Origin of the sequence: Pseudomonas sp. JAI115 (genome assembly GCF_014200835.1) — a bacterium.
GTDB lineage: Bacteria > Pseudomonadota > Gammaproteobacteria > Pseudomonadales > Pseudomonadaceae > Aquipseudomonas > Aquipseudomonas putida_A.
The window spans coordinates 168917-189366 of record NZ_JACHCY010000005.1 but is presented as its reverse complement, the minus strand read 5'-3'; the positions used below and the strand labels follow the sequence as shown (position 1 = coordinate 189366).

Here is a 20450-nt window from a genome sequence, read left to right as displayed (position 1 = left end):
CGAGCAGGCTCGCTCCCGCATTTGATCGCCTCCTCTGGTGGGACTCGGTCAAACTGTGGGAGCGGGCTTGCTCGCGAAGGCGACTTCAGCGGCTCAGATACATCCGCGTCGTCAGCAGATACACCGGCAACCCCGACACCACAATCAACAACGCCGCATAGGGCGCTGCCGCCGCGAACTCGACATTTGCCGTATGCGCCCAGACCTCGGTCGCCAGCGTGTTCAGCCCGGTCGGACTCAGCAGCAGCGTCGCCGTCAATTCCTTCATCGCATCCAGAAACACCAGCGCAAACGCCGCACCCAGTGCCGGGAAGATGATCGGCAGGGTCACCCGGCAAAACGCGGTGAATGACGATGCCCCCAACGTGCGTGCCGCTTCTTCCAGCTGCGGCGCAGCCTTGTTCAGTGCCGTGCGAATCGGCGCCTGTGCCAATGGCAGGAACAGCAGCGCATAAGCGATCAGCAGCAATGCCGAGGTCTGGTACAGCGCCGGCACGTAGTGCAGGGCGAAATACACCAGCGTCAGCGCGATTACCAGGCCCGGCAAGGCGTGGAGCAGATACGGCAAGCGTTCGGCCCAAATCGCCAGTTGGCCCTTGTAACGCACCACCAGCAGCCCGACCGGCACCGCCAGCAGCAGGCACAGCGCTGCGCCACCCAGCGACAAGGCCAGCGAAGACAGCAGGGCTTCGGTGATCGCCGCGACCGGGAACGCTGCCGAAGAGCCGACCGCCAGCCAGTACGCGAGCATGCCCAGCGGAATCCCGCTGCCGACAATCGCCAGCAACAGGCAATACAACTGACCGGCAACCGCCCACCGCCCCAGGCGTACTTGTTCAGCCTGCCGCGCTGCGCCCTGGCCGGTGCGCACATGGCGCCCTTTACCGCGCACCCGCAGCTCCAGCCACAGCAGCATCAGACACAGCGCGAGCAGCACCGCCGAAAGCATCGCTGCATTGGCGTTGCTGAATTCCAGTTCGAATTGCTGGTAGATCGCGGTGGTGAAAGTTTGCAGGCCGATGATCGACAGCGCGCCGAACTCGACCAGCATGTGCAGGGCAATCAGCAGCGAACCGGCCAGCAGCGATGGCCAGAGCAGCGGCAGGGTGACGCGGAAAAACACGCCCCAGCGGTTCTGTCCCAAGGTGCGAGCCGATTCTTCAAGGGACGGATCAAGGTTGCGCAGGGTTGCCGCGACCGGCAGAAAGATCAACGGATACTTCGACAGGCTCATCACCAGAATCGCCCCGCCGAGGCCTTCGAACTGTGCGCTCAACGATACCCAGGTAAAGCTGCTGACGAACGCCGGCACCGCGAACGGCAGGCACAGAATCACGCCCCACAGGCGTCGTCCCGGCAGATTGCTGCGCTCCAGCAACCACGCCAGTGACAGGCCGATCACACCGCAAGCCAGCGTCACGCCAACCATCAATGCCAAGGTGTTGCGCAGCAGACCGAAAACGTACGGGCGCCACAACAAGTGCAGCGCCTCAGCCCAGCCGGCTTGCCAGGCTTTCAGGCCGACGTAGGCCAGTGGCAACAGGCTCATGACCACCAGCAATAACACCGGCAGCACCAGCCAGATCGACGGCCGCTTGCGTCGTGGTACGAAACCCCCGCGCGCGGCGGGGGCGGATAACGATGTGGCCATCAGTTCAGGCCAACTTCACGTTCCAGGTCCAGCGCTTCTTCGGCGTTGCCCAGGTCGGCCGGGGTCACGTTCGGGGCTTCTAATTCGCTGAACGGCTTGAGTCCGCGATCTGATTGCATGCCTTTGTGCAGCGGATATTCGGCGGTGGTCTGAGTGATCACGCGCTGACCTTCTTCGCTCGCCATGTAGGCCAGGAATTGCTGAGCTTCTTTTGGGTGTTTGCTGGATTTCAGCACGGCAGCGCTGGAAACCGTGATCAGTCCGCCGACGTCGCCACCGGTGAAGTAATGCAGTTTCGAGTCGAGTTTGCCTTTCTCGCGCTGCAGAGCGAACCAGTAGTAGTTGTTCACCAGCACGGTGGCGACTTCGCCGTTTTCCACGGCCTTGAGCGCGACCATGTTGTTGCTGTAGGTTTTACCGAAAGCGCGCAGCCCGGTCAGCCATTCCTCAGCGGCGTCGCGACCGTGCATCTTGATGATCGCCACGGCCTGTTCCTGGAAGGCGCCGCTGGTCGGGACGAATCCGACTTTGCCTTGCCACTTCGGATCGGAAAATTCCATCACCGACTTCGGCAAATCTTTCTCATCGACCAGTTTCGGGTTGTAGGCAACTACGCGAACCCGCGCGGTGACACCGATCCAGGTGCCGTTGCCGGCGACGTATTGCTTGGGCAGCACGGCCAGCGTGGCGTCGTCAGTCTTGGCCAGCAGGCCTTGTTCGCCGAGGTTGTTCAGCGGCGGAGATTCTTCGGTGTAGATCACGTCGGCGGGGGAGCGGTCGCCTTCTTCGATGACCTGGCTGGCGAGCTGGTTGCTGCTGCCCTTGCGTACGTTGACGTGAATGCCGGTCTTGGCCTCGAAAGCTTTGGCGATCGCATCGCCGACTTCCTTGTGTTGACCGTTGTAGAGCGTCAGGGAAACCGCATCGGCTGCCTGGGTGAGGGGAGTGGCGAGTGCCAGGCCGAGCAGGGTGAAGGTCAAGCCGCGGCGCAGGGTATTTCGAAACATCATTCGCAGGGTTCCTCACTGTCGCATTGCAAAAACTTGCAACAATGATAAACGATATTGTTTCTCAAGTGCGCCTTGCGACGAGGGCGGAGGTTTGCTAGAGCATGATCTGGTGATCACGTGTGGCGAGGGAGCTGCAGGTTTTCAAACGCCAGAAACGCAAAAACCCGCTTTCGCGGGTTTTCGGGAAACTCAACGTCGTAACCTTGAGTTTGAATTGGTGCCCAGAAGAAGACTCGAACTTCCACGACCGTAAGGTCACCAGCACCTGAAGCTGGCGTGTCTACCAATTTCACCATCTGGGCATTCATCGCGAGCGTTGCCGCTGTTGATGTGGCGCACTATACGGAGCGCTTTTTGATCTGTAAACCCCTGATTTAATTTTAATTAATCAGTTTTAACAAACCCGTTCCTTAGAATGCAAAAAACCCGCTTTCGCGGGTTTTGTGTGAGCCTTGAAACTGATCTAGTCTCAAACTCGAAATTGGTGCCCAGGAGAAGACTCGAACTTCCACGACCGTAAGGTCACCAGCACCTGAAGCTGGCGTGTCTACCAATTTCACCACCTGGGCATCTCGTCAACGTGTGTACGTCGTCGATGGCGCGCACTATACGGAGCGCCTTTTTAACTGTAAACCCCTGTCAGCAAAAAAAATGATTTTTTTTACCAGCGGTGTTCAAAAGCGCTTTCAGGCGTCGATACAAGGCTCCAGAAGGGCCTTATATAGTCGGAAATTTCCCGTTTGATGGCGCCTATGCCAAACTAACCCGCATATAGACAAGGTGAAAACTCTCTAATGGCCGATTGGCAGTCCCTCGATCCCGAGGCCGCTCGTGAAGCGGAAAAATATGAAAACCCTATTCCCAGCCGCGAACTGATCCTGGCGCATCTCGCCGATCGGGGTTCGCCTGCTGCCCGCGAGCAACTGGTCGAAGAGTTTGGTCTGACCACAGAAGACCAGATCGAAGCCCTGCGCCGCCGCCTGCGCGCCATGGAGCGCGACGCTCAATTGATCTACACCCGCCGGGGCACCTATGCGCCGGTGGACAAGCTCGACCTGATCCTCGGCCGCATCAGCGGTCACCGTGACGGTTTCGGCTTCCTGGTGCCGGACGACGGCAGCGATGACCTGTTCATGAGCCCGGCGCAGATGCGTCTGGTGTTCGATGGTGACCGCGCGCTGGCCCGTGTTTCCGGTCTTGATCGTCGCGGGCGCCGTGAAGGCGTGATCGTCGAAGTGGTGTCCCGTGCCCACGAAACGATCGTCGGTCGCTACTTCGAAGAGGGCGGTATCGGTTTCGTTGTTGCCGACAACCCGAAGATCCAGCAGGAAGTGCTGGTTACGCCAGGCCGCAACGCCAACGCGCAGATCGGTCAGTTCGTCGAGGTGAAAATCACCCACTGGCCGACGCCGCGCTTCCAGCCGCAAGGCGATGTGGTCGAAGTGGTCGGCAACTACATGGCGCCGGGCATGGAAATCGATGTCGCGCTGCGTACCTACGACATTCCGCACGTCTGGCCTGAAGCGGTGCTCAAAGAAGCCGCCAAGCTCAAGCCGGAAGTCGAAGAGAAAGACAAAGAGAAGCGTGTCGACCTGCGCCATCTGCCGTTCGTCACCATCGACGGCGAAGATGCCCGCGACTTCGACGACGCGGTCTACTGCGAAGCCAAACCGGGCAAACTGCGTCTGTTCTCCGGTGGCTGGAAGTTGTACGTGGCGATTGCCGACGTCTCCAGCTACGTGAAGATCGGTTCGGCGCTGGACAACGAGGCCCAGGTGCGCGGCAACTCGGTGTATTTCCCCGAGCGCGTGGTGCCGATGCTGCCGGAGCAGCTGTCCAACGGCCTGTGCTCGCTGAACCCGCACGTCGATCGTCTGGCCATGGTTTGCGAGATGACCATCTCCAAGTCCGGCGAAATGACCGACTACTGCTTCTATGAAGCGGTGATCCATTCCCACGCCCGCCTGACCTACAACAAGGTCAGCGCGATGCTGGAAACCCCGAAAGCCACCGAAGCGCGCAAGCTTCGCGGCGAATACACCGACGTGGTGCCGCACCTCAAGCAGCTCTATGCGCTGTACAAAGTGTTGCTGGCTGCCCGTCACGTGCGTGGCGCGATCGATTTCGAAACCCAGGAAACCCGGATCATCTTCGGTTCCGAGCGCAAGATTGCCGAAATCCGTCCGACCACCCGCAACGATGCGCACAAGCTGATCGAGGAATGCATGCTGGCGGCCAACGTGGCCACCGCCGAATTCCTCAAGAAGCACGAAATCCCCGCGCTGTACCGTGTCCACGACGGCCCGCCACCGGAGCGTCTGGAAAAACTGCGCGCCTTCCTCGGCGAGCTCGGCCTGTCCCTGCACAAAGGCAAGGATGGCCCGTCGCCAAAGGACTATCAGGCCCTGTTGGCGAGCATCAAGGATCGTCCGGATTTCCATCTGATTCAGACCGTGATGCTGCGCTCCCTGAGTCAGGCGGTGTACAGCGCCCAGAACGAAGGCCACTTCGGCCTGAATTACGAAGCCTATACCCACTTCACCTCTCCGATCCGTCGTTACCCGGACCTGCTCACGCACCGCGCCATCCGCAGCGTGATCCATTCGAAACAGGACACTCCGCACGTTCGTCGTGCCGGGGCGATGACCATTCCGAAGGCGCGCATCTATCCCTACGACGAAGCGGCGCTGGAGCAACTCGGCGAGCAGTGCTCGATGAGCGAGCGCCGTGCCGACGAAGCCACTCGCGACGTGGTGAACTGGCTCAAGTGCGAGTTCATGAAGGATCGCGTCGGCGAATCGTTCCCGGGTGTGATCACCGCCGTGACCGGTTTTGGCCTGTTCGTCGAGCTGACCGATATCTACGTCGAAGGCCTGGTGCACGTTACCGCGCTGCCGGGCGACTACTACCACTTCGACCCTGTGCATCACCGCTTGGCGGGCGAGCGCACCGGTCGCAGCTTCCGTCTCGGCGATACCGTTGAAGTGCGCGTGATGCGCGTCGACCTCGACGAGCGCAAGATCGACTTCGAGATGGCAGAAAAAACCATCAGCGCGCCGATCGGTCGCAAGAAACGTGGCGCCGATACCGCAGCACCTGCGAGCAAGGCTGTGGAAGACAAGGCTCCGGCGAAAACCGCCAGCCGTCGTCCGGCCAAGGAAAAAGCCGTCGAGGCCTATCGCCCGAGCGATGCCGTGGCGAAAAACGCCGAGCTGCGCAAAAGCCGTGAATTGAAGAAGGCCTTGCTGGCCGAAGCCAAAAGCGGTGGTAAAGCGGCGTCTGGGGGAAAGACCGGACGGTCGGCGCCTGAGAAGGCCGTCGGCGGCAAGCCAGCCAAACCGAGCAAACACCGTAAAGGCCCGCCGAAAGCGGGTTCGGCTCCAGCCAAAAGTGGCGGGTCGCGTAAACCGAAGGCGAAGTCATGAGTCAGTTGGAAAAAATCTACGGCGTTCACGCGGTAGAAGCGTTGCTGCGTCACCACCCGAAACGCGTCAAGCAGATCTGGCTGGCTGAAAGCCGCAACGATCCGCGCGTGCAGACCCTGATCGAACTGGCCAATGAAAATCGTGTGCAGGTCGGCCAGGCCGAGCGCCGCGAAATGGACGCCTGGGTTGAAGGCGTGCACCAGGGCGTGGTGGCGGACGTCAGTCCGAGCCAGGTCTGGGGCGAGGCGATGCTCGATGAGCTGCTCGACCGTACCGAAGGCGCACCGCTGTTGCTGGTGCTCGACGGCGTGACCGACCCGCACAACCTCGGCGCCTGCCTGCGTTCGGCGGATGCTGCCGGCGCGCTGGCGGTGATCGTGCCCAAGGACAAGTCGGCAACCTTGACGCCGGTGGTGCGTAAAGTGGCCTGCGGCGCGGCGGAAGTGATTCCGCTGGTGGCGGTGACCAACCTGGCGCGCACTCTGGAAAAGCTTCAGCAGCGCGGTCTGTGGGTGGTCGGCACGGCGGGTGAGGCCGAGGTCAGCATTTATGACCAGGACCTGACCGGCCCGACCATCCTGATCATGGGCGCCGAAGGCAAAGGCATGCGTCGCCTGACTCGCGAGCACTGCGACTATCTGGTGAACCTGCCGATGGCCGGCAGCGTCAGCAGTCTCAACGTGTCCGTGGCCACCGGTGTGTGCCTGTTCGAAGCACAGCGTCAACGCGGCGCCAAGGCCAAAGTTGCCGCGAAGAAGTAGTCTTGAGCTGAAATCGGTTCAAATGTGGGAGCGAGCCTGCTCGCGAAAGGGGTGTGTCAGCTGACAATAATGTTGCCTGATATATCGCATTCGCGAGCAGGCTCGCTCCCACAGTGTTTTGTGTCAGGTCGAAGATCGGTGATTGTTCAAATAATCACCAATTGCCTTGCACCTCAGCAGTCCCTTCTCTACAATTGCGCCCCTTGCTGTGACGGCAGGCACGCATGTGCCCCGCGCCAGCAAGTCCATAAGTGTCATTCACTCCTTGTCTGACCGTTTTTGAGCGGCAGGCTACAACCCGTAAGGAGCATTCATGCGTCATTACGAAATCATCTTTCTGGTCCACCCTGACCAGAGCGAGCAAGTCGGCGGCATGGTTGAGCGTTACACCAAGCTGATCGAAGAAGACGGCGGCAAAATCCACCGTCTGGAAGACTGGGGCCGTCGTCAACTGGCCTACGCAATCAACAATGTTCACAAGGCTCACTACGTGATGCTGAACGTTGAGTGCACTGGCAAGGCCCTGGCCGAGCTGGAAGACAACTTCCGCTACAACGATGCTGTGATCCGTAACCTGGTCATCCGTCGCGACGAAGCCGTTACCGGCCAGTCCGAGATGCTCAAGGCTGAAGAAAACCGCAGTGAGCGCCGTGAGCGTCGCGACCGTCCTGAGCACTCCGACGCTGATGGCGTTGAGGGTGATGACAGCGACAACAGCGATAACGCTGACGAGTAATCCACGGACCTTTTAAGGAGCCTATCAAATGGCACGTTTCTTCCGTCGTCGTAAATTCTGCCGCTTCACCGCTGAAGACGTGAAAGAGATCGATTACAAAGATCTCAACACTCTGAAAGCCTACGTATCCGAGACCGGCAAAATCGTTCCAAGCCGCATCACCGGTACCAAAGCTCGTTATCAGCGTCAGCTGGCCACCGCTATCAAGCGCGCCCGCTTCCTGGCCCTGCTGGCCTACACCGACAGCCACGGCCGCTGAGACCGGGCAGTCGACAAGTAGCAAAGGATTGAATGCATGCGTGCCTTAGCTGAGTTCATCATGCGAGGCCGTATGCAGGCCACTCTCGTGGTGGCCGGATGTGCAACATTGCCGTTGTTGTATTGGTTGGGTGCTGCCGCCGGGAGCCTGGTGCTTCTGCGGCGCGGACTGACGGACGCCCTGGGTGTTCTGTCTCTGGGGCTGCTGCCGGCTTTGGTCTGGTGGCTGTATGCCGATGATCCACGGGCACTTCTGGTGCTGCTGGGGTCTTCGGGGCTTGCGTTGGTATTGCGCGCAAGTGAGTCCTGGGTTCGCACGCTGCTGGTCAGCGTAGTGATTGGAGTGGTGTTTTCAGTGGTGCTCGGGGCAGCGTTTGCGGCCCAGATCGAGATGCTCGCGCAGGCCTTGATAAAGGTCATGCCGGCGCTTCTTGGTGAAACCTACAAGCAATTGTCGGTCGATGAGCAAGCGCGTTTCGCGTCCCTGATTGCACCGGTCCTGACCGGACTGATTGCGGCTCTGTTGCAGATCGTCAGCGTGCTGAGCCTGATTGTCGGGCGGCATTGGCAGGCGTTGTTGTACAACCCGGGTGGTTTTGGTCGCGAGTTTCGCGCCATCCGGATCCCGCTGGGGCCGGCGATGTTGCTGCTGGCGTTGATGCTTCTGGGCCCGAATCTCGGTGCACAGATGGCCATGTTGACGCCGTTGTGCAGTGTACCGCTGGTGTTCGCCGGACTCGCCCTGATTCACGGGCTGGTCGGGCAGAAGCGACTGGCCGGTTTCTGGCTGGTGGGGTTGTACGTCACGCTGCTGTTGTTCATGCAGCTGCTCTATCCGTTGCTCGTGGTTCTGGCCATTGTCGACAGCCTGATTGATTTTCGCGGTCGTCACGTGTCGAAAGACACCGATAACGCGAACGGTGAAGGTTAAAAGTTAAGAGGATTTCCACATGCAACTGATCCTTCTGGAAAAAATCGCCAACCTGGGCAACCTGGGCGACAAAGTAAACGTTAAGGCCGGTTACGGCCGTAACTACCTGCTGCCTTTCGGCAAGGCTACCGCTGCGACCGCTGCCAACCTGGCTGCGTTCGAAGAGCGTCGTGCCGAGCTGGAAAAAGCCGCCGCAGACCGTAAAGCATCGGCTGAAAGCCGTGCTGCCCAACTGGCCGAGCTGGAAGTGACCATCACTGCCACCGCTGGCGACGAAGGCAAGCTGTTCGGTTCGATCGGTACTCACGACATCGCTGACGCACTGACCGCCTCCGGCGTTGAAGTGCAGAAGAGCGAAGTTCGTCTGCCGAACGGCACCATCCGCAACGTGGGTGAATTCGACGTGGCTGTGCACCTGCACGCTGAAGTTGAAGCCACCGTACGCGTTGTCGTGGTAGCAGCTTAAGCAATACTTGTCGGCTGGCACCCTCGGGTGCTTGCCGGTAACATCGGGCACGATCCTGTTTACAGGTCGTGCCCTTTGTCTTTCTGGTACTCCCGTTTTCAAACCTGACTCCAAGTGGCCATGAACGAAATCACCGCTCCCGAGCAATACGATCTGCAAACCGCTGCCCTGAAGGTGCCGCCGCATTCCATCGAGGCCGAACAGGCCGTACTCGGTGGTCTGATGCTGGACAACAACGCCTGGGAACGCGTGCTCGATCAAGTCTCCGACGGCGATTTCTACCGACATGACCACCGTCTGATCTTCCGTGCGATCGCCAAACTGGCCGATCAGAACATGCCGATCGACGTTGTGACCCTTGCAGAGCAACTGGACAAGGAAGGTCAGACGTCCCAGGTCGGCGGCCTCGGTTACCTCGGCGAACTGGCGAAAAACACGCCGTCCGTCGCCAACATCAAGGCCTATGCGCAGATCGTTCGTCAGCGGGCGACGTTGCGTCAGTTGATCGGTATCAGCACCGAAATTGCCGACGCCGCCTTCAACCCTGAAGGCCGTACAGCCGAAGAGATCCTCGACGAAGCCGAACGGCAGATCTTCCAGATCGCCGAGGCGCGGCCGAAGACCGGCGGCCCGGTGGGGGTCAACGAACTGTTGACCAAGGCCATCGATCGCATTGACACCTTGTTCAACACCGCCGACGCAATCACCGGTCTGTCCACCGGTTATACCGACCTCGACGAGAAGACCAGCGGTCTGCAGCCGTCCGACCTGATCATCGTCGCCGGCCGTCCGTCGATGGGTAAAACCACCTTCGCGATGAACCTGGTGGAAAACGCCGTACTGCGCAGCGACAAGGCGGTGCTGGTGTACTCCCTCGAGATGCCAGGCGAATCGCTGATCATGCGTATGCTTTCGTCCCTCGGTCGTATCGACCAGACCAAGGTGCGTTCCGGCCAGCTCGAAGACGACGACTGGCCGCGCCTGACCTCGGCGGTCAACCTGCTCAACGACCGCAAGCTGTTCATCGATGACACCGCCGGCATCAGCCCGTCGGAAATGCGTGCGCGGACCCGGCGTCTGGTGCGCGAGCACGGCGACATCGGCCTGATCATGATCGACTACCTGCAGTTGATGCAGATTCCGGGTTCCAGCGGTGATAACCGGACCAACGAGATTTCCGAGATCTCGCGATCCCTGAAAGCCCTGGCCAAGGAATTCAACTGCCCGGTGGTGGCGCTGTCGCAGCTCAACCGTTCCCTGGAACAACGTCCCAACAAGCGTCCGGTGAACTCCGACTTGCGGGAATCCGGAGCGATCGAGCAGGACGCCGACGTCATCATGTTCGTGTACCGGGACGAGGTGTATCACCCGGAAACCGAACACAAGGGCATCGCCGAAATCATCATCGGCAAGCAGCGGAACGGCCCGATCGGCTTTATCCGCCTGGCCTTTATCGGTAAGTACACCCGCTTCGAAAACCTTGCGCCGGGCAGTTACAACTTCGACGATGACGAGTAAATGCTTCATCGTTTGAACTGACGCCTTCGCGAGCAAGCCCGCTCCCACACTTGGAATGCATTCAAATGTGGGAGCGGGCTTGCTCGCGAATGAGCATGGCGCAATTTCCGACCACAGCCGTCGGAATTGGTCAAAATTTGTGCTATATTCCGCGCCCGCGAAATTCAATGAAAGCCAACACCGGTTATCGACATGCAAGCAGCCAAGCCGTTATTTGACTATCCGAAGTACTGGGCCGAATGTTTCGGGCCAGCGCCATTCCTGCCGATGAGCAGGGAGGAGATGGATCAGCTCGGCTGGGATTCCTGCGACATCATCATCGTCACTGGTGATGCCTACGTCGATCACCCGTCGTTCGGCATGGCGATCATCGGCCGGCTGCTGGAGTCCCAGGGCTTCCGCGTCGGGATCATCGCCCAGCCGAACTGGCAGTCCAAAGACGACTTCATGAAGCTCGGCGAGCCGAACCTGTTCTTCGGCGTCGCGGCCGGCAACATGGACTCGATGATCAACCGCTACACCGCGGACAAGAAAATCCGTTCCGACGACGCCTACACCCCGGGTGGCATGGCGGGCAAACGTCCGGATCGCGCGAGCCTGGTCTACAGCCAGCGCTGCAAGGAAGCCTACAAACATGTGCCGATCGTCCTGGGCGGCATCGAAGCTTCCCTGCGCCGCATCGCCCACTACGACTACTGGCAGGATCGTGTACGCAACTCGATCCTGATCGACGCCAGTGCCGACATTCTGCTGTACGGCAACGCCGAGCGCGCCATCGTCGAAGTGGCCCAGCGTTTGTCCTACGGGCACAAGATCGAAGATATCACCGACGTGCGCGGCACCGCGTTCATCCGTCGTGACACGCCGCAGGGCTGGTACGAAGTCGACTCCACGCGTATCGACCGTCCGGGCAAGGTCGACAAGATCATCAACCCGTACGTCAACACCCAGGACACCCAGGCTTGCGCCATCGAGCAAGAGAAGGGCCCGGTGGATGATCCCGAGGAAGCCAAGGTCGTACAGATCCTGGCCAGCCCGCGCATGACTCGCGACAAGACCGTGATCCGCCTGCCGTCGATGGAAAAGGTGCGTAACGACCCGGTCCTGTACGCCCACGCCAACCGCGTGCTGCACCTGGAAACCAACCCAGGCAACGCCCGCGCGCTGGTGCAGAAACATGGCGAGATCGACGTCTGGTTCAATCCGCCGCCGATTCCGATGACCACTGAAGAAATGGACTACGTGTTCGGCATGCCTTACGCCCGGGTTCCGCACCCGGCGTACGGCAAGGAGAAGATTCCGGCCTACGACATGATCCGTTTCTCGGTGAACATCATGCGTGGCTGCTTCGGCGGCTGCACCTTCTGCTCGATCACCGAGCACGAAGGCCGGATCATCCAGAACCGTTCCGAAGAGTCGATCATTCGCGAGATCGAAGAGATCCGCGACAAGGTTCCGGGCTTCACCGGTGTCATCTCCGACCTTGGCGGCCCGACCGCAAACATGTACCGCATCGCCTGCAAGAGCCCGGAAATCGAATCCGCGTGCCGCAAGCCGTCCTGCGTGTTCCCGGGCATCTGCCCGAACCTGAACACCGACCACTCGTCGTTGATTCAGCTATACCGCAGTGCCCGCGCCTTGCCGGGTGTGAAGAAGATCCTGATCGCCTCCGGCCTGCGTTACGACCTCGCGGTCGAGTCGCCGGAGTACGTCAAAGAGCTGGTGACCCACCACGTCGGCGGTTACCTGAAGATCGCCCCGGAACACACCGAGGAAGGTCCGCTCAACCAGATGATGAAACCGGGCATTGGCAGCTATGACAAGTTCAAGCGCATGTTCGAGAAGTACACCAAGGAAGCAGGCAAAGAGCAGTACCTGATCCCGTACTTCATCGCCGCGCACCCGGGCACCACCGACGAAGACATGATGAACCTGGCGCTGTGGCTCAAGGGCAACGGTTTCCGTGCCGACCAGGTGCAGGCGTTCTACCCGTCGCCGATGGCCACCGCCACCGCGATGTACCACTCGGGCAAAAACCCGCTGCGCAAGGTCACCTACAAGAGCGACGGCGTGACCATCGTCAAGAGCGAAGAGCAGCGCCGCCTGCACAAGGCGTTCTTGCGTTATCACGACCCGAAAGGCTGGCCGATGCTGCGCGAAGCGTTGATTCGCATGGGCCGTGGTGATCTGATCGGTCCGGGCAAGGATCAGTTGATTCCGCTGCACCAACCGGCCACCGACAGCTACCAGAGCGCCCGTCGCAAGAACTCGACGCCGGCCGGCAGCCACAAGGTCGCGAAAGAGAAAACCACCAAGATTCTCACCCAGCACAACGGCCTGCCGCCGCGTGCCAGCGACGGTGGCAATCCTTGGGACAAGCGTGAACAAGCCAAGGCTGCGGCGTTCGCCCGCAACCAGCAGGCGGCCAAGGAACGCAAGGAAGCGGCCAAGGGCAAGGGGCCGAAACCGGCTCGCAAGCCAGTCGTTCCGCGCTAAGTCGCTTTTTGTTTCAACAGAACGCCAACCTTCGGGTTGGCGTTTTGCATTTCAGGGCTCAGGAAGTGCGCTGAATCGACTGGCCCCTTCGCGAGCAAGCCCGCTCCCACAGTTGGAATGCGGTCTCCTGTGGGAGCGGGCTTGCTCGCGAAGGCGTCATCTCAGGCGCCGCATCTACCACTGCCGCCACATTTAGGCGCAACTTCCTCGAACCATTTCCCCGCATCGCCCGATTTTGGTGCTGTACTGCCCTGAGCATTCCGGGAAAGCGCCCAAGCCCCTGCATGGCATAAGTCTTGCGCGCTTTCGAATACGCTTAGGCTCGCAGGAGGCACGCCGTGTCGATTCATGTCGCATTGCATCACGTCACGCATTACCGCTACGACCGCGCTGTCGAACTCGGCCCGCAGATCGTACGCCTGCGTCCGGCCGCCCACAGCCGCACGCGGATTCTCTCGTATGCGCTGAAGGTCTCGCCCGAGCAGCATTTCATCAACTGGCAGCAAGACCCGCAGGGCAACTACCTCGCGCGTCTGGTATTCCCCGAGAAAACCGACGAGTTGCGCATCGAGGTCGACCTGCTGGCCGAGATGGCGGTGTTCAATCCGTTCGACTTCTTCCTCGAACCCTACGCCGAGAAAATCCCCTTCACCTACGCGGCCGATGAGCGCAAAGAGCTGGCGCCGTACCTCGAAACCTTGCCGCTGACCCCGGCATTCAAAGCCTATCTGGACGGGATCGACCGTACGCCGCTGCCCGCCGTGGATTTCCTGGTGATGCTCAATCAGCGCCTCAGCGAAGACATCCGCTACCTGATCCGCATGGAACCGGGCGTGCAAACCCCGGAACACACCCTCGAACATGCCTCCGGCTCCTGCCGCGACTCGGCGTGGCTGCTGGTGCAACTGCTGCGCAACCTCGGGTTGGCCGCGCGGTTTGTCTCCGGTTACCTGATTCAACTGACTGCCGACGTGAAGAGCCTCGACGGCCCATCCGGCACCGAGGTGGATTTCACCGACCTGCACGCCTGGTGCGAGGTGTACTTGCCAGGCGCAGGCTGGATCGGTCTGGATGCTACGTCCGGATTGTTCGCCGGCGAAGGGCATATCCCGCTGGCCTGCAGCCCCGATCCATCCTCGGCGGCACCGATCAGTGGTCTGGTCGAGCCGTGCGAATGCCAGTTCAGCCACGAAATGTCGGTGGAGCGGATCTGGGAAGCGCCACGGGTGACCAAGCCCTACACCGATGAGCAGTGGCTGGCGATTCAGGCGCTGGGCCGGCAGATCGATGCCGACCTGCTGGAAGGCGATGTGCGCCTGACCATGGGCGGCGAGCCGACCTTCGTCTCCATCGACGATCCGGACGGCGCCGAGTGGAACACCGCCGCGCTGGGCCCGGACAAGCGCCGCCTCTCCGCCGAACTGTTCCAGCGCATGCGCCAGCACTATGCGCCGAAAGGTCTGGTGCATTTCGGTCAGGGCAAGTGGTACCCCGGCGAGCAATTGCCGCGCTGGTCGCTCAACTGCTATTGGCGCCGCGACGGCGTGCCGATCTGGCACAACAGCGCGCTGATCGCCGACGAGCAACAGGATTACGGCGCCGATGGCGAACTGGCGGGACGCTTTCTCGCGAGTGTTGCCGAACGCCTGAAACTGCCGGCACGTTTCGTGTTTCCAGCCTATGAAGACAATTTTTATTACCTCTGGCGTGAGGGCGCATTGCCGAGCAACGTCAGCGCTGAAGACTCGCGTCTTGAAGAACCGCTGGAGCGTGCGCGTCTGCGCAAGGTTTTCGCGCAGGGCCTGGATAAAGTGATCGGCCAGGTGCTGCCGCTGGCCCGCACCGCCAAGGGTGATCAATGGCAGAGCGGGCGCTGGTATCTGCGCGACGAGCATTGCCGACTGGTACCGGGGGATTCGCCGCTGGGTTATCGCTTGCCACTCGGCTCGCAGCCGTGGGTGAAGGCGGCGGAGTATCCGTTCATTCATCCCAACGATCCGAATCAGGACTTCCCCGCGCTGCCGGACACTAGTCAGCTCAACAGCCATGCCGAATCCGCCGCGGCCGCCGAACGTACGCCGAAAATCGACGAGTCCGCCGACTGGCTGACCCGCACCGCCTTGTGTGCCGAGGCCCGCGAAGGGCGTCTGTATCTATTCATGCCGCCGCTGGAGCGGGTCGAGGACTATCTGGAACTGGTGGCGGCCATCGAAGCCACCGCCGAAGAGCTGCATTGCCCGGTGCTGCTGGAAGGTTACGAGCCGCCGAGTGATCCGCGCCTGAGCAACTTCCGCATTACCCCGGATCCGGGCGTGATCGAGGTCAACGTGCAGCCATCGGCGACCTGGGACGAACTGGTCGAACGCACCGAGTTTCTCTATGAACAGGCGCGACAAACCCGCCTGACCACCGAAAAATTCATGATCGACGGACGCCATACCGGCACCGGCGGCGGCAACCATTTCGTCCTCGGTGGCGCGACCCCGGCGGACTCACCGTTCCTGCGCCGCCCGGATCTGCTACGCAGCCTGATCAGCTACTGGCACAACCACCCATCGCTGTCCTACCTGTTTTCCGGCCTGTTCATCGGCCCGACCTCGCAGGCGCCACGGGTCGATGAAGCGCGCAACGACGCCCTGTACGAACTGGAAATCGCCTTCGCGCAGATGCCTGAACCGGGCGAAGCGTGCGCGCCGTGGCTGGTGGATCGCCTGCTGCGCAATCTGCTGATCGACGTCACCGGCAACACTCACCGCGCCGAGTTCTGCATCGATAAACTGTATTCGCCGGATGGCGCTACCGTGCGTCTCGGGCTGCTGGAGCTGCGCGCCTTCGAAATGCCGCCGCATGCGCGGATGAGCCTGGCTCAGCAGTTGTTGCTGCGTGCGCTGGTTGCGCGATTCTGGCGCGAGCCCTATGCGCCGCCGAAACTGGCGCGCTGGGGCACCGAGCTGCACGACCGCTTCATGCTGCCGCACTTTATCGAGCAGGATTTCGCCGACGTCATCGTTGAACTGAACAACGCCGGTTATCCATTGCGCGCCGAGTGGTTCGCTGCGCATCTGGAGTTCCGTTTTCCCAAGGTCGGCGATTACGCGGTCAGCGGCATCGAGATGGAGCTGCGCCAGGCGCTGGAACCTTGGCATGTACTGGGCGAGGAGGGTACGGCGGGCGGCACGGTGCGTTATGTCGATTCGTCGCTGGAGCGTTTGCAGATCAAGCTCAGCGGCTTGCCGCCGCAGCGCTATCTGCTGACCTGCAACGGCATTCCGCTGCCGCTGCAACCGACCGGGCGCATCGGTGAGTTCGTCGCCGGCGTGCGCTTTCGGGCCTGGCAACCGGCCAACTGCCTGCAACCGACCATCCCGGTGCACGCGCCGCTGGTGTTCGACCTGCTCGACACCTGGATGCAGCGTTCACTGGGTGGTTGCCAGTACCACGTTGCACACCCGGGCGGACGCAACTACGAGACCTTACCAGTCAATGCCAACGAGGCGGAGAGCCGGCGCATGGCGCGGTTTTTCCGCATCGGACACACGCCGGGGAAACTTCCTATACCGAACCTGACAATCTCCGACGAGCTGCCGATGACGCTCGATTTGCGACGTTTCTAAGTCCTGCACGACATGCGGATTTTTCGTATATCCGCACGTCATGTGCCTGCGTTAGTCTGACCGTTCCCCGCTGTCTGCCGAGCTTTCCATGCCTGACCTGCTAGACCGCTACCCGCTGACCGCGGGCACTTATCACGAACTGCTGAATGACAGCGGGGAAGTGCGCCCGCACTGGCGGCGGCTGTTCGATCAATTGCAGCGCAGCACCCCGGCGCAACTGGTGCAGCGGCAGGCGTTGCTGGCCCGGCAGATTCAGGAAAACGGCGTGACCTACAACGTCTATGCCGATCCCAAGGGCGCTGACCGCCCGTGGGAGCTGGATCTGCTGCCGCACGTGATCGCTGCTGACGAGTGGCAGCAACTGTCGACGGGGATTGCCCAGCGAGCACGCTTGCTCAATGCGGTACTGGCCGATCTGTATGGGTCACAACGGCTGATCAGCGAAGGGCTGTTACCGGCGGAGCTGGTGTTCGGCCACAACAATTTTCTCTGGCCCTGTCAGGGTATCGCGCCACCGGAAGATGCCTTTCTGCATCTGTACGCCGTGGACCTGGCGCGCACGCCGGACGGACGCTGGTGGGTCACGGCGGATCGTACTCAGGCACCGTCGGGCGCGGGCTATGCGCTGGAAAACCGCACCATCGTTTCGCGGGCGTTTCCCGAGTTGTACCGCGATCTGAAAGTGCAGCACCTGGCCGGCTTCTTCCGCACCCTGCAGGAAACCCTCGCGCGTCAGGCGCCGTGTGCCGATGACGCGCCGCTGGTGGTGTTGCTGACGCCCGGACGCTTCAACGAAAGTTACTTCGAACACCTTTATCTGGCACGCCAGCTCGGTTATCCGCTGGTGGAGGGCGGCGACCTCACCGTGCGCGATGCCACGGTGTACCTGAAAACCCTCAGTGGTCTGCGCCGGGTGCACGCGATCATGCGCCGGCTCGACGATGACTTCTGCGATCCGCTGGAGCTGCGCACCGATTCGGCACTTGGTGTGCCTGGCCTGCTGGAAGCGGTGCGTCAGGGCCGGGTGCTGGTGGCCAACGCCCTGGGCAGCGGCGTGCTGGAGTCGCCGGGATTGCTTGGATTTCTGCCGAAGATCAATCAGTACCTGTTCGGCGAAGAACTGCTGTTGCCGTCCATCGCTACATGGTGGTGCGGCGAGGCGCCGGTGCTGGCGCAGGCGTTGGAAAAGCTTCCCGAGCTGCTGATCAAACCGGCGTTCCCCTCACAAAGCTTCGCCCCGGTATTCGGCCGCGATCTGAGTGAACAACAGCGCCAGGCACTCGCCGAGCGCATGCAGGCGCGGCCATACGCGTATGTCGCGCAAGAGTTGGCGCAGCTGTCCCAGGCGCCGATCTGGCAGGCCGAAGACGGCCAACTGCAACCGCGAGCGATCGGCATGCGCGTGTACGCGGTGGCCAGTGGTGACGGCTATCGCGTATTGCCCGGTGGGCTGACCCGGGTCGCCGCCGAGGCCGATGCCGAAGTGGTGTCGATGCAGCGCGGTGGGGCGAGCAAGGACACCTGGGTGTTGGGCGAGCGTGCGCCGAGTGGCGAACAATGGAAAACCCAGCGCAACGTCGGCGTACACGATCTGGTGCGCCGCGATCCTTATCTTCCCTCGCGGGTAGTGGAGAACCTGTTCTGGTTCGGCCGTTACTGCGAGCGTTGCGACGACAGTGCGCGACTGCTGCGGATCATGCTCGCGCGGTATGTCGATGGCGATGATCCGCAAGCCTTGCAGGCGGCCGTGGAGCTGGGTGAGCGGCTGATGTTGCTGCCGGAGGAGGGTGAGCTGCCGGAGCGGCTGCTGGCGGCGCTGCTCGGCGAGGACTGGTCGTTCAGCCTGCGCTCCAACCTGCAGCGCTTGCAGTGGGCGGCCTCGCAGGTGCGCGGCAAGCTTTCACGGGAAAACTGGCAGGCGTTGGTCGAGTTGCAGCGCGAGGCAATGGAGCTGGACACCGAAGAGCCGGATTTCGGTGAGTTGCTGGATTTCCTCAATCGGCTGGTGATGTCACTGGCGGCGCTCTCGGGTTTCGCGCTCGACGACATGACTCGCGACGAAGGCTGGCGCTTTCTGATGATCGGCCGGCGCATCGAGCGGTTGCAGTTTCTCAGCAGCAGTCTGGCGGCGTTTCTGCGCGGCGCCGGGGCGTTCGATCAGGCGGGGCTGGAATGGTTGCTGGAACTGGGCAACAGCAGCATCACCTACCGTTCGCGGTATCTGGCGGTGGCGCAGTTGATTCCGGTGCTCGACCTGTTGCTGCTGGATGAGCAGAACCCGCACGCGGTGTTGTTCCAGTTGAAACTGGTGACCCGCACTTTGAAACGCTTGAACGATGATTTCGGCGTACCTCGCGAGGCCGGGCTGCCGCAATTGGTCGAGCGTCTGGCGCGGTTCGATCTGGGCTGTCTGGAGAACCCGCTGTTCGGAGAGAACAGCGTGCGTGCCGCGCTCGATGGTCTGGCGGATCTGCTGCAAGAGATTGCCGAGGCCAGCGGGCAAGTCTCGGATCGGCTGGCGCTGCGCCATTTTGCCCATGTCGATGATGTCAGCCAGCGCACGGTGTCCGTCTGATGAGCGCGCACTACCAGATCTTTCACGACACCTGTTACCACTACGACAGCCCGGTTTCGCTGGCACAGCAACTCGCGCACCTGTGGCCGCGTGAGTGCACGTGGCAACGCTGCACCGAGCAGCAATTGCTGATCAGCCCGGACCCGACCACGCGGCGGGATGAACTGGATGTGTTCGGCAATCCGCTGACCCGACTGGCCTTCGAGCGCCCGCATGACGAGTTGCAGGTCAACGCCCGGCTCACGGTTGAGGTGCTGGCGCGGCCACTGGCGGATTTCAATCTGTCCCCGGCGTGGGAGCAGACGCGTGATGCGCTGACCTACAGCAGCCAGCCATTGTCCGCCGAAATGCTGGAGGCTTGTCGCTATCGGTTTCAGTCACCTTATGTGCACTTGAAACGCAGCTTCGTCGAATTTTCCGAAAGCTGTTTTCCACCGGGCAGGCCTTTATTGCTGGGCGTGCAGGCCTTGATGCAGAAGATTTTCAGCGAATTCACTTTCGACGCCGAGGCCACGCAAGTGGCGACGCCGCTGGTCGAGGTGCTGGAGCGCCGGCGTGGCGTGTGTCAGGACTTCGCGCATCTGATGCTCGCTTGCGTGCGCTCGCGAGGGCTGGCAGCGCGTTACATCAGTGGTTATCTGCTGACCCAGCCGCCACCGGGGCAGCCACGGCTGATCGGCGCCGATGCGTCGCATGCCTGGGTGTCGGTGTTCTGTCCGGTATTGGGCTGGGTGGATTTCGATCCAACCAACAATGTGCAGCCGGCGCTGGAGCACATCACTCTGGCGTGGGGTCGGGATTTTTCCGATGTGTCGCCGTTGCGTGGGGTGATTCTGGGGGGCGGCAGTCACGACCCGGAGGTCCGCGTCACGGTGATGCCATTGGAATGAAGACAATCGAGTGTGGGGAGCTTTTGTGGCGAGGGGATTTATCCCCGATGGGTCGCGAAGCGGCCCCAAATTGTTTTGCGACTGCTTCGCAGCCGATCGGGGATAAATCCCCTCACCAC

13 protein-coding genes and 2 tRNA genes are annotated in these 20450 nt (G+C 61.3%); 11 read left to right on the top strand and 4 right to left on the bottom strand.

The features are described 5' to 3' along the window. Nucleotides 1–85: 85 nt before the first annotated feature. The 4 genes from HDC30_RS14300 to HDC30_RS14285 form a co-directional block, all read right to left on the bottom strand. A complete protein-coding gene (locus HDC30_RS14300; RefSeq protein ID WP_183783698.1) occupies nucleotides 86–1651 on the bottom strand; it encodes an iron ABC transporter permease in 1566 nt (521 codons plus the stop codon). Then, nucleotides 1651–2661 carry an iron ABC transporter substrate-binding protein gene (locus HDC30_RS14295; RefSeq protein ID WP_183783696.1) on the bottom strand — a complete coding sequence of 337 codons (1011 nt, stop codon included), beginning with the start codon at nucleotides 2659–2661 and terminating at the stop codon, nucleotides 1651–1653. Before HDC30_RS14295 ends, HDC30_RS14300 begins: the two co-directional genes overlap by 1 nt. 215 nt (nucleotides 2662–2876) lie before the next feature. Then, a tRNA-Leu gene (locus HDC30_RS14290) sits at nucleotides 2877–2963 on the bottom strand. A 180-nt stretch (nucleotides 2964–3143) separates the two neighbouring features. Continuing rightward, a tRNA-Leu gene (locus HDC30_RS14285) sits at nucleotides 3144–3230 on the bottom strand. Between the two features lie 225 nt (nucleotides 3231–3455). On the opposite strand from HDC30_RS14285, the gene rnr reads away from it, so the two are divergent. From rnr to HDC30_RS14230, 11 genes are all read left to right on the top strand, one after another. Continuing rightward, nucleotides 3456–6086 carry a ribonuclease R gene (gene rnr, locus HDC30_RS14280; RefSeq protein ID WP_027611420.1) on the top strand — a complete coding sequence of 877 codons (2631 nt, stop codon included), beginning with the start codon at nucleotides 3456–3458 and terminating at the stop codon, nucleotides 6084–6086. Next, entirely contained in the window at nucleotides 6083–6847 is a 765-nt protein-coding gene (gene rlmB, locus HDC30_RS14275) for a 23S rRNA (guanosine(2251)-2'-O)-methyltransferase RlmB (RefSeq protein WP_183783694.1), read from the top strand. The genes rnr and rlmB overlap by 4 nt, the downstream gene beginning before the upstream one ends. 313 nt (nucleotides 6848–7160) lie before the next feature. Beyond that, nucleotides 7161–7583: a 30S ribosomal protein S6 gene (rpsF, locus tag HDC30_RS14270; RefSeq protein ID WP_003221133.1), complete on the top strand. Its 423-nt coding sequence runs from the start codon at nucleotides 7161–7163 to the stop codon at nucleotides 7581–7583. Nucleotides 7584–7611: 28 nt separating this feature from the next. Next, on the top strand, nucleotides 7612–7842 hold the full coding sequence (rpsR, locus tag HDC30_RS14265; RefSeq protein ID WP_002551829.1) for a 30S ribosomal protein S18: 231 nt from the start codon (nucleotides 7612–7614) through the stop codon (nucleotides 7840–7842). A 36-nt stretch (nucleotides 7843–7878) separates the two neighbouring features. After that, nucleotides 7879–8772, top strand: coding sequence for a hypothetical protein (locus HDC30_RS14260; protein ID WP_027611422.1), 894 nt, complete (start codon nucleotides 7879–7881; stop codon nucleotides 8770–8772). Between the two features lie 19 nt (nucleotides 8773–8791). Then, a complete protein-coding gene (rplI, locus tag HDC30_RS14255; protein WP_003221136.1) occupies nucleotides 8792–9238 on the top strand; it encodes a 50S ribosomal protein L9 in 447 nt (148 codons plus the stop codon). Nucleotides 9239–9358: 120 nt separating this feature from the next. Further along, nucleotides 9359–10756 (top strand): replicative DNA helicase, encoded by a 1398-nt coding sequence (gene dnaB / locus HDC30_RS14250; RefSeq protein WP_003221138.1) that lies wholly within the window; start codon nucleotides 9359–9361, stop codon nucleotides 10754–10756. Nucleotides 10757–10948: 192 nt separating this feature from the next. Continuing rightward, nucleotides 10949–13252 (top strand): YgiQ family radical SAM protein, encoded by a 2304-nt coding sequence (locus tag HDC30_RS14245; RefSeq protein ID WP_007967456.1) that lies wholly within the window; start codon nucleotides 10949–10951, stop codon nucleotides 13250–13252. Nucleotides 13253–13590: 338 nt separating this feature from the next. Further along, nucleotides 13591–16866, top strand: a complete 3276-nt coding sequence (locus tag HDC30_RS14240; RefSeq protein ID WP_183783692.1) for a DUF2126 domain-containing protein — start codon at nucleotides 13591–13593, stop codon at nucleotides 16864–16866. A gap of 88 nt (nucleotides 16867–16954) precedes the next feature. Continuing rightward, nucleotides 16955–19441, top strand: coding sequence for a circularly permuted type 2 ATP-grasp protein (locus HDC30_RS14235; protein WP_183783690.1), 2487 nt, complete (start codon nucleotides 16955–16957; stop codon nucleotides 19439–19441). Then, the gene (locus tag HDC30_RS14230; RefSeq protein ID WP_097089876.1) at nucleotides 19441–20331 is read left to right on the top strand and encodes a transglutaminase family protein; all 891 of its coding nucleotides are present in this window, start codon (nucleotides 19441–19443) and stop codon (nucleotides 20329–20331) included. The genes HDC30_RS14235 and HDC30_RS14230 overlap by 1 nt, the downstream gene beginning before the upstream one ends. Nucleotides 20332–20450 lie beyond the last annotated feature (119 nt).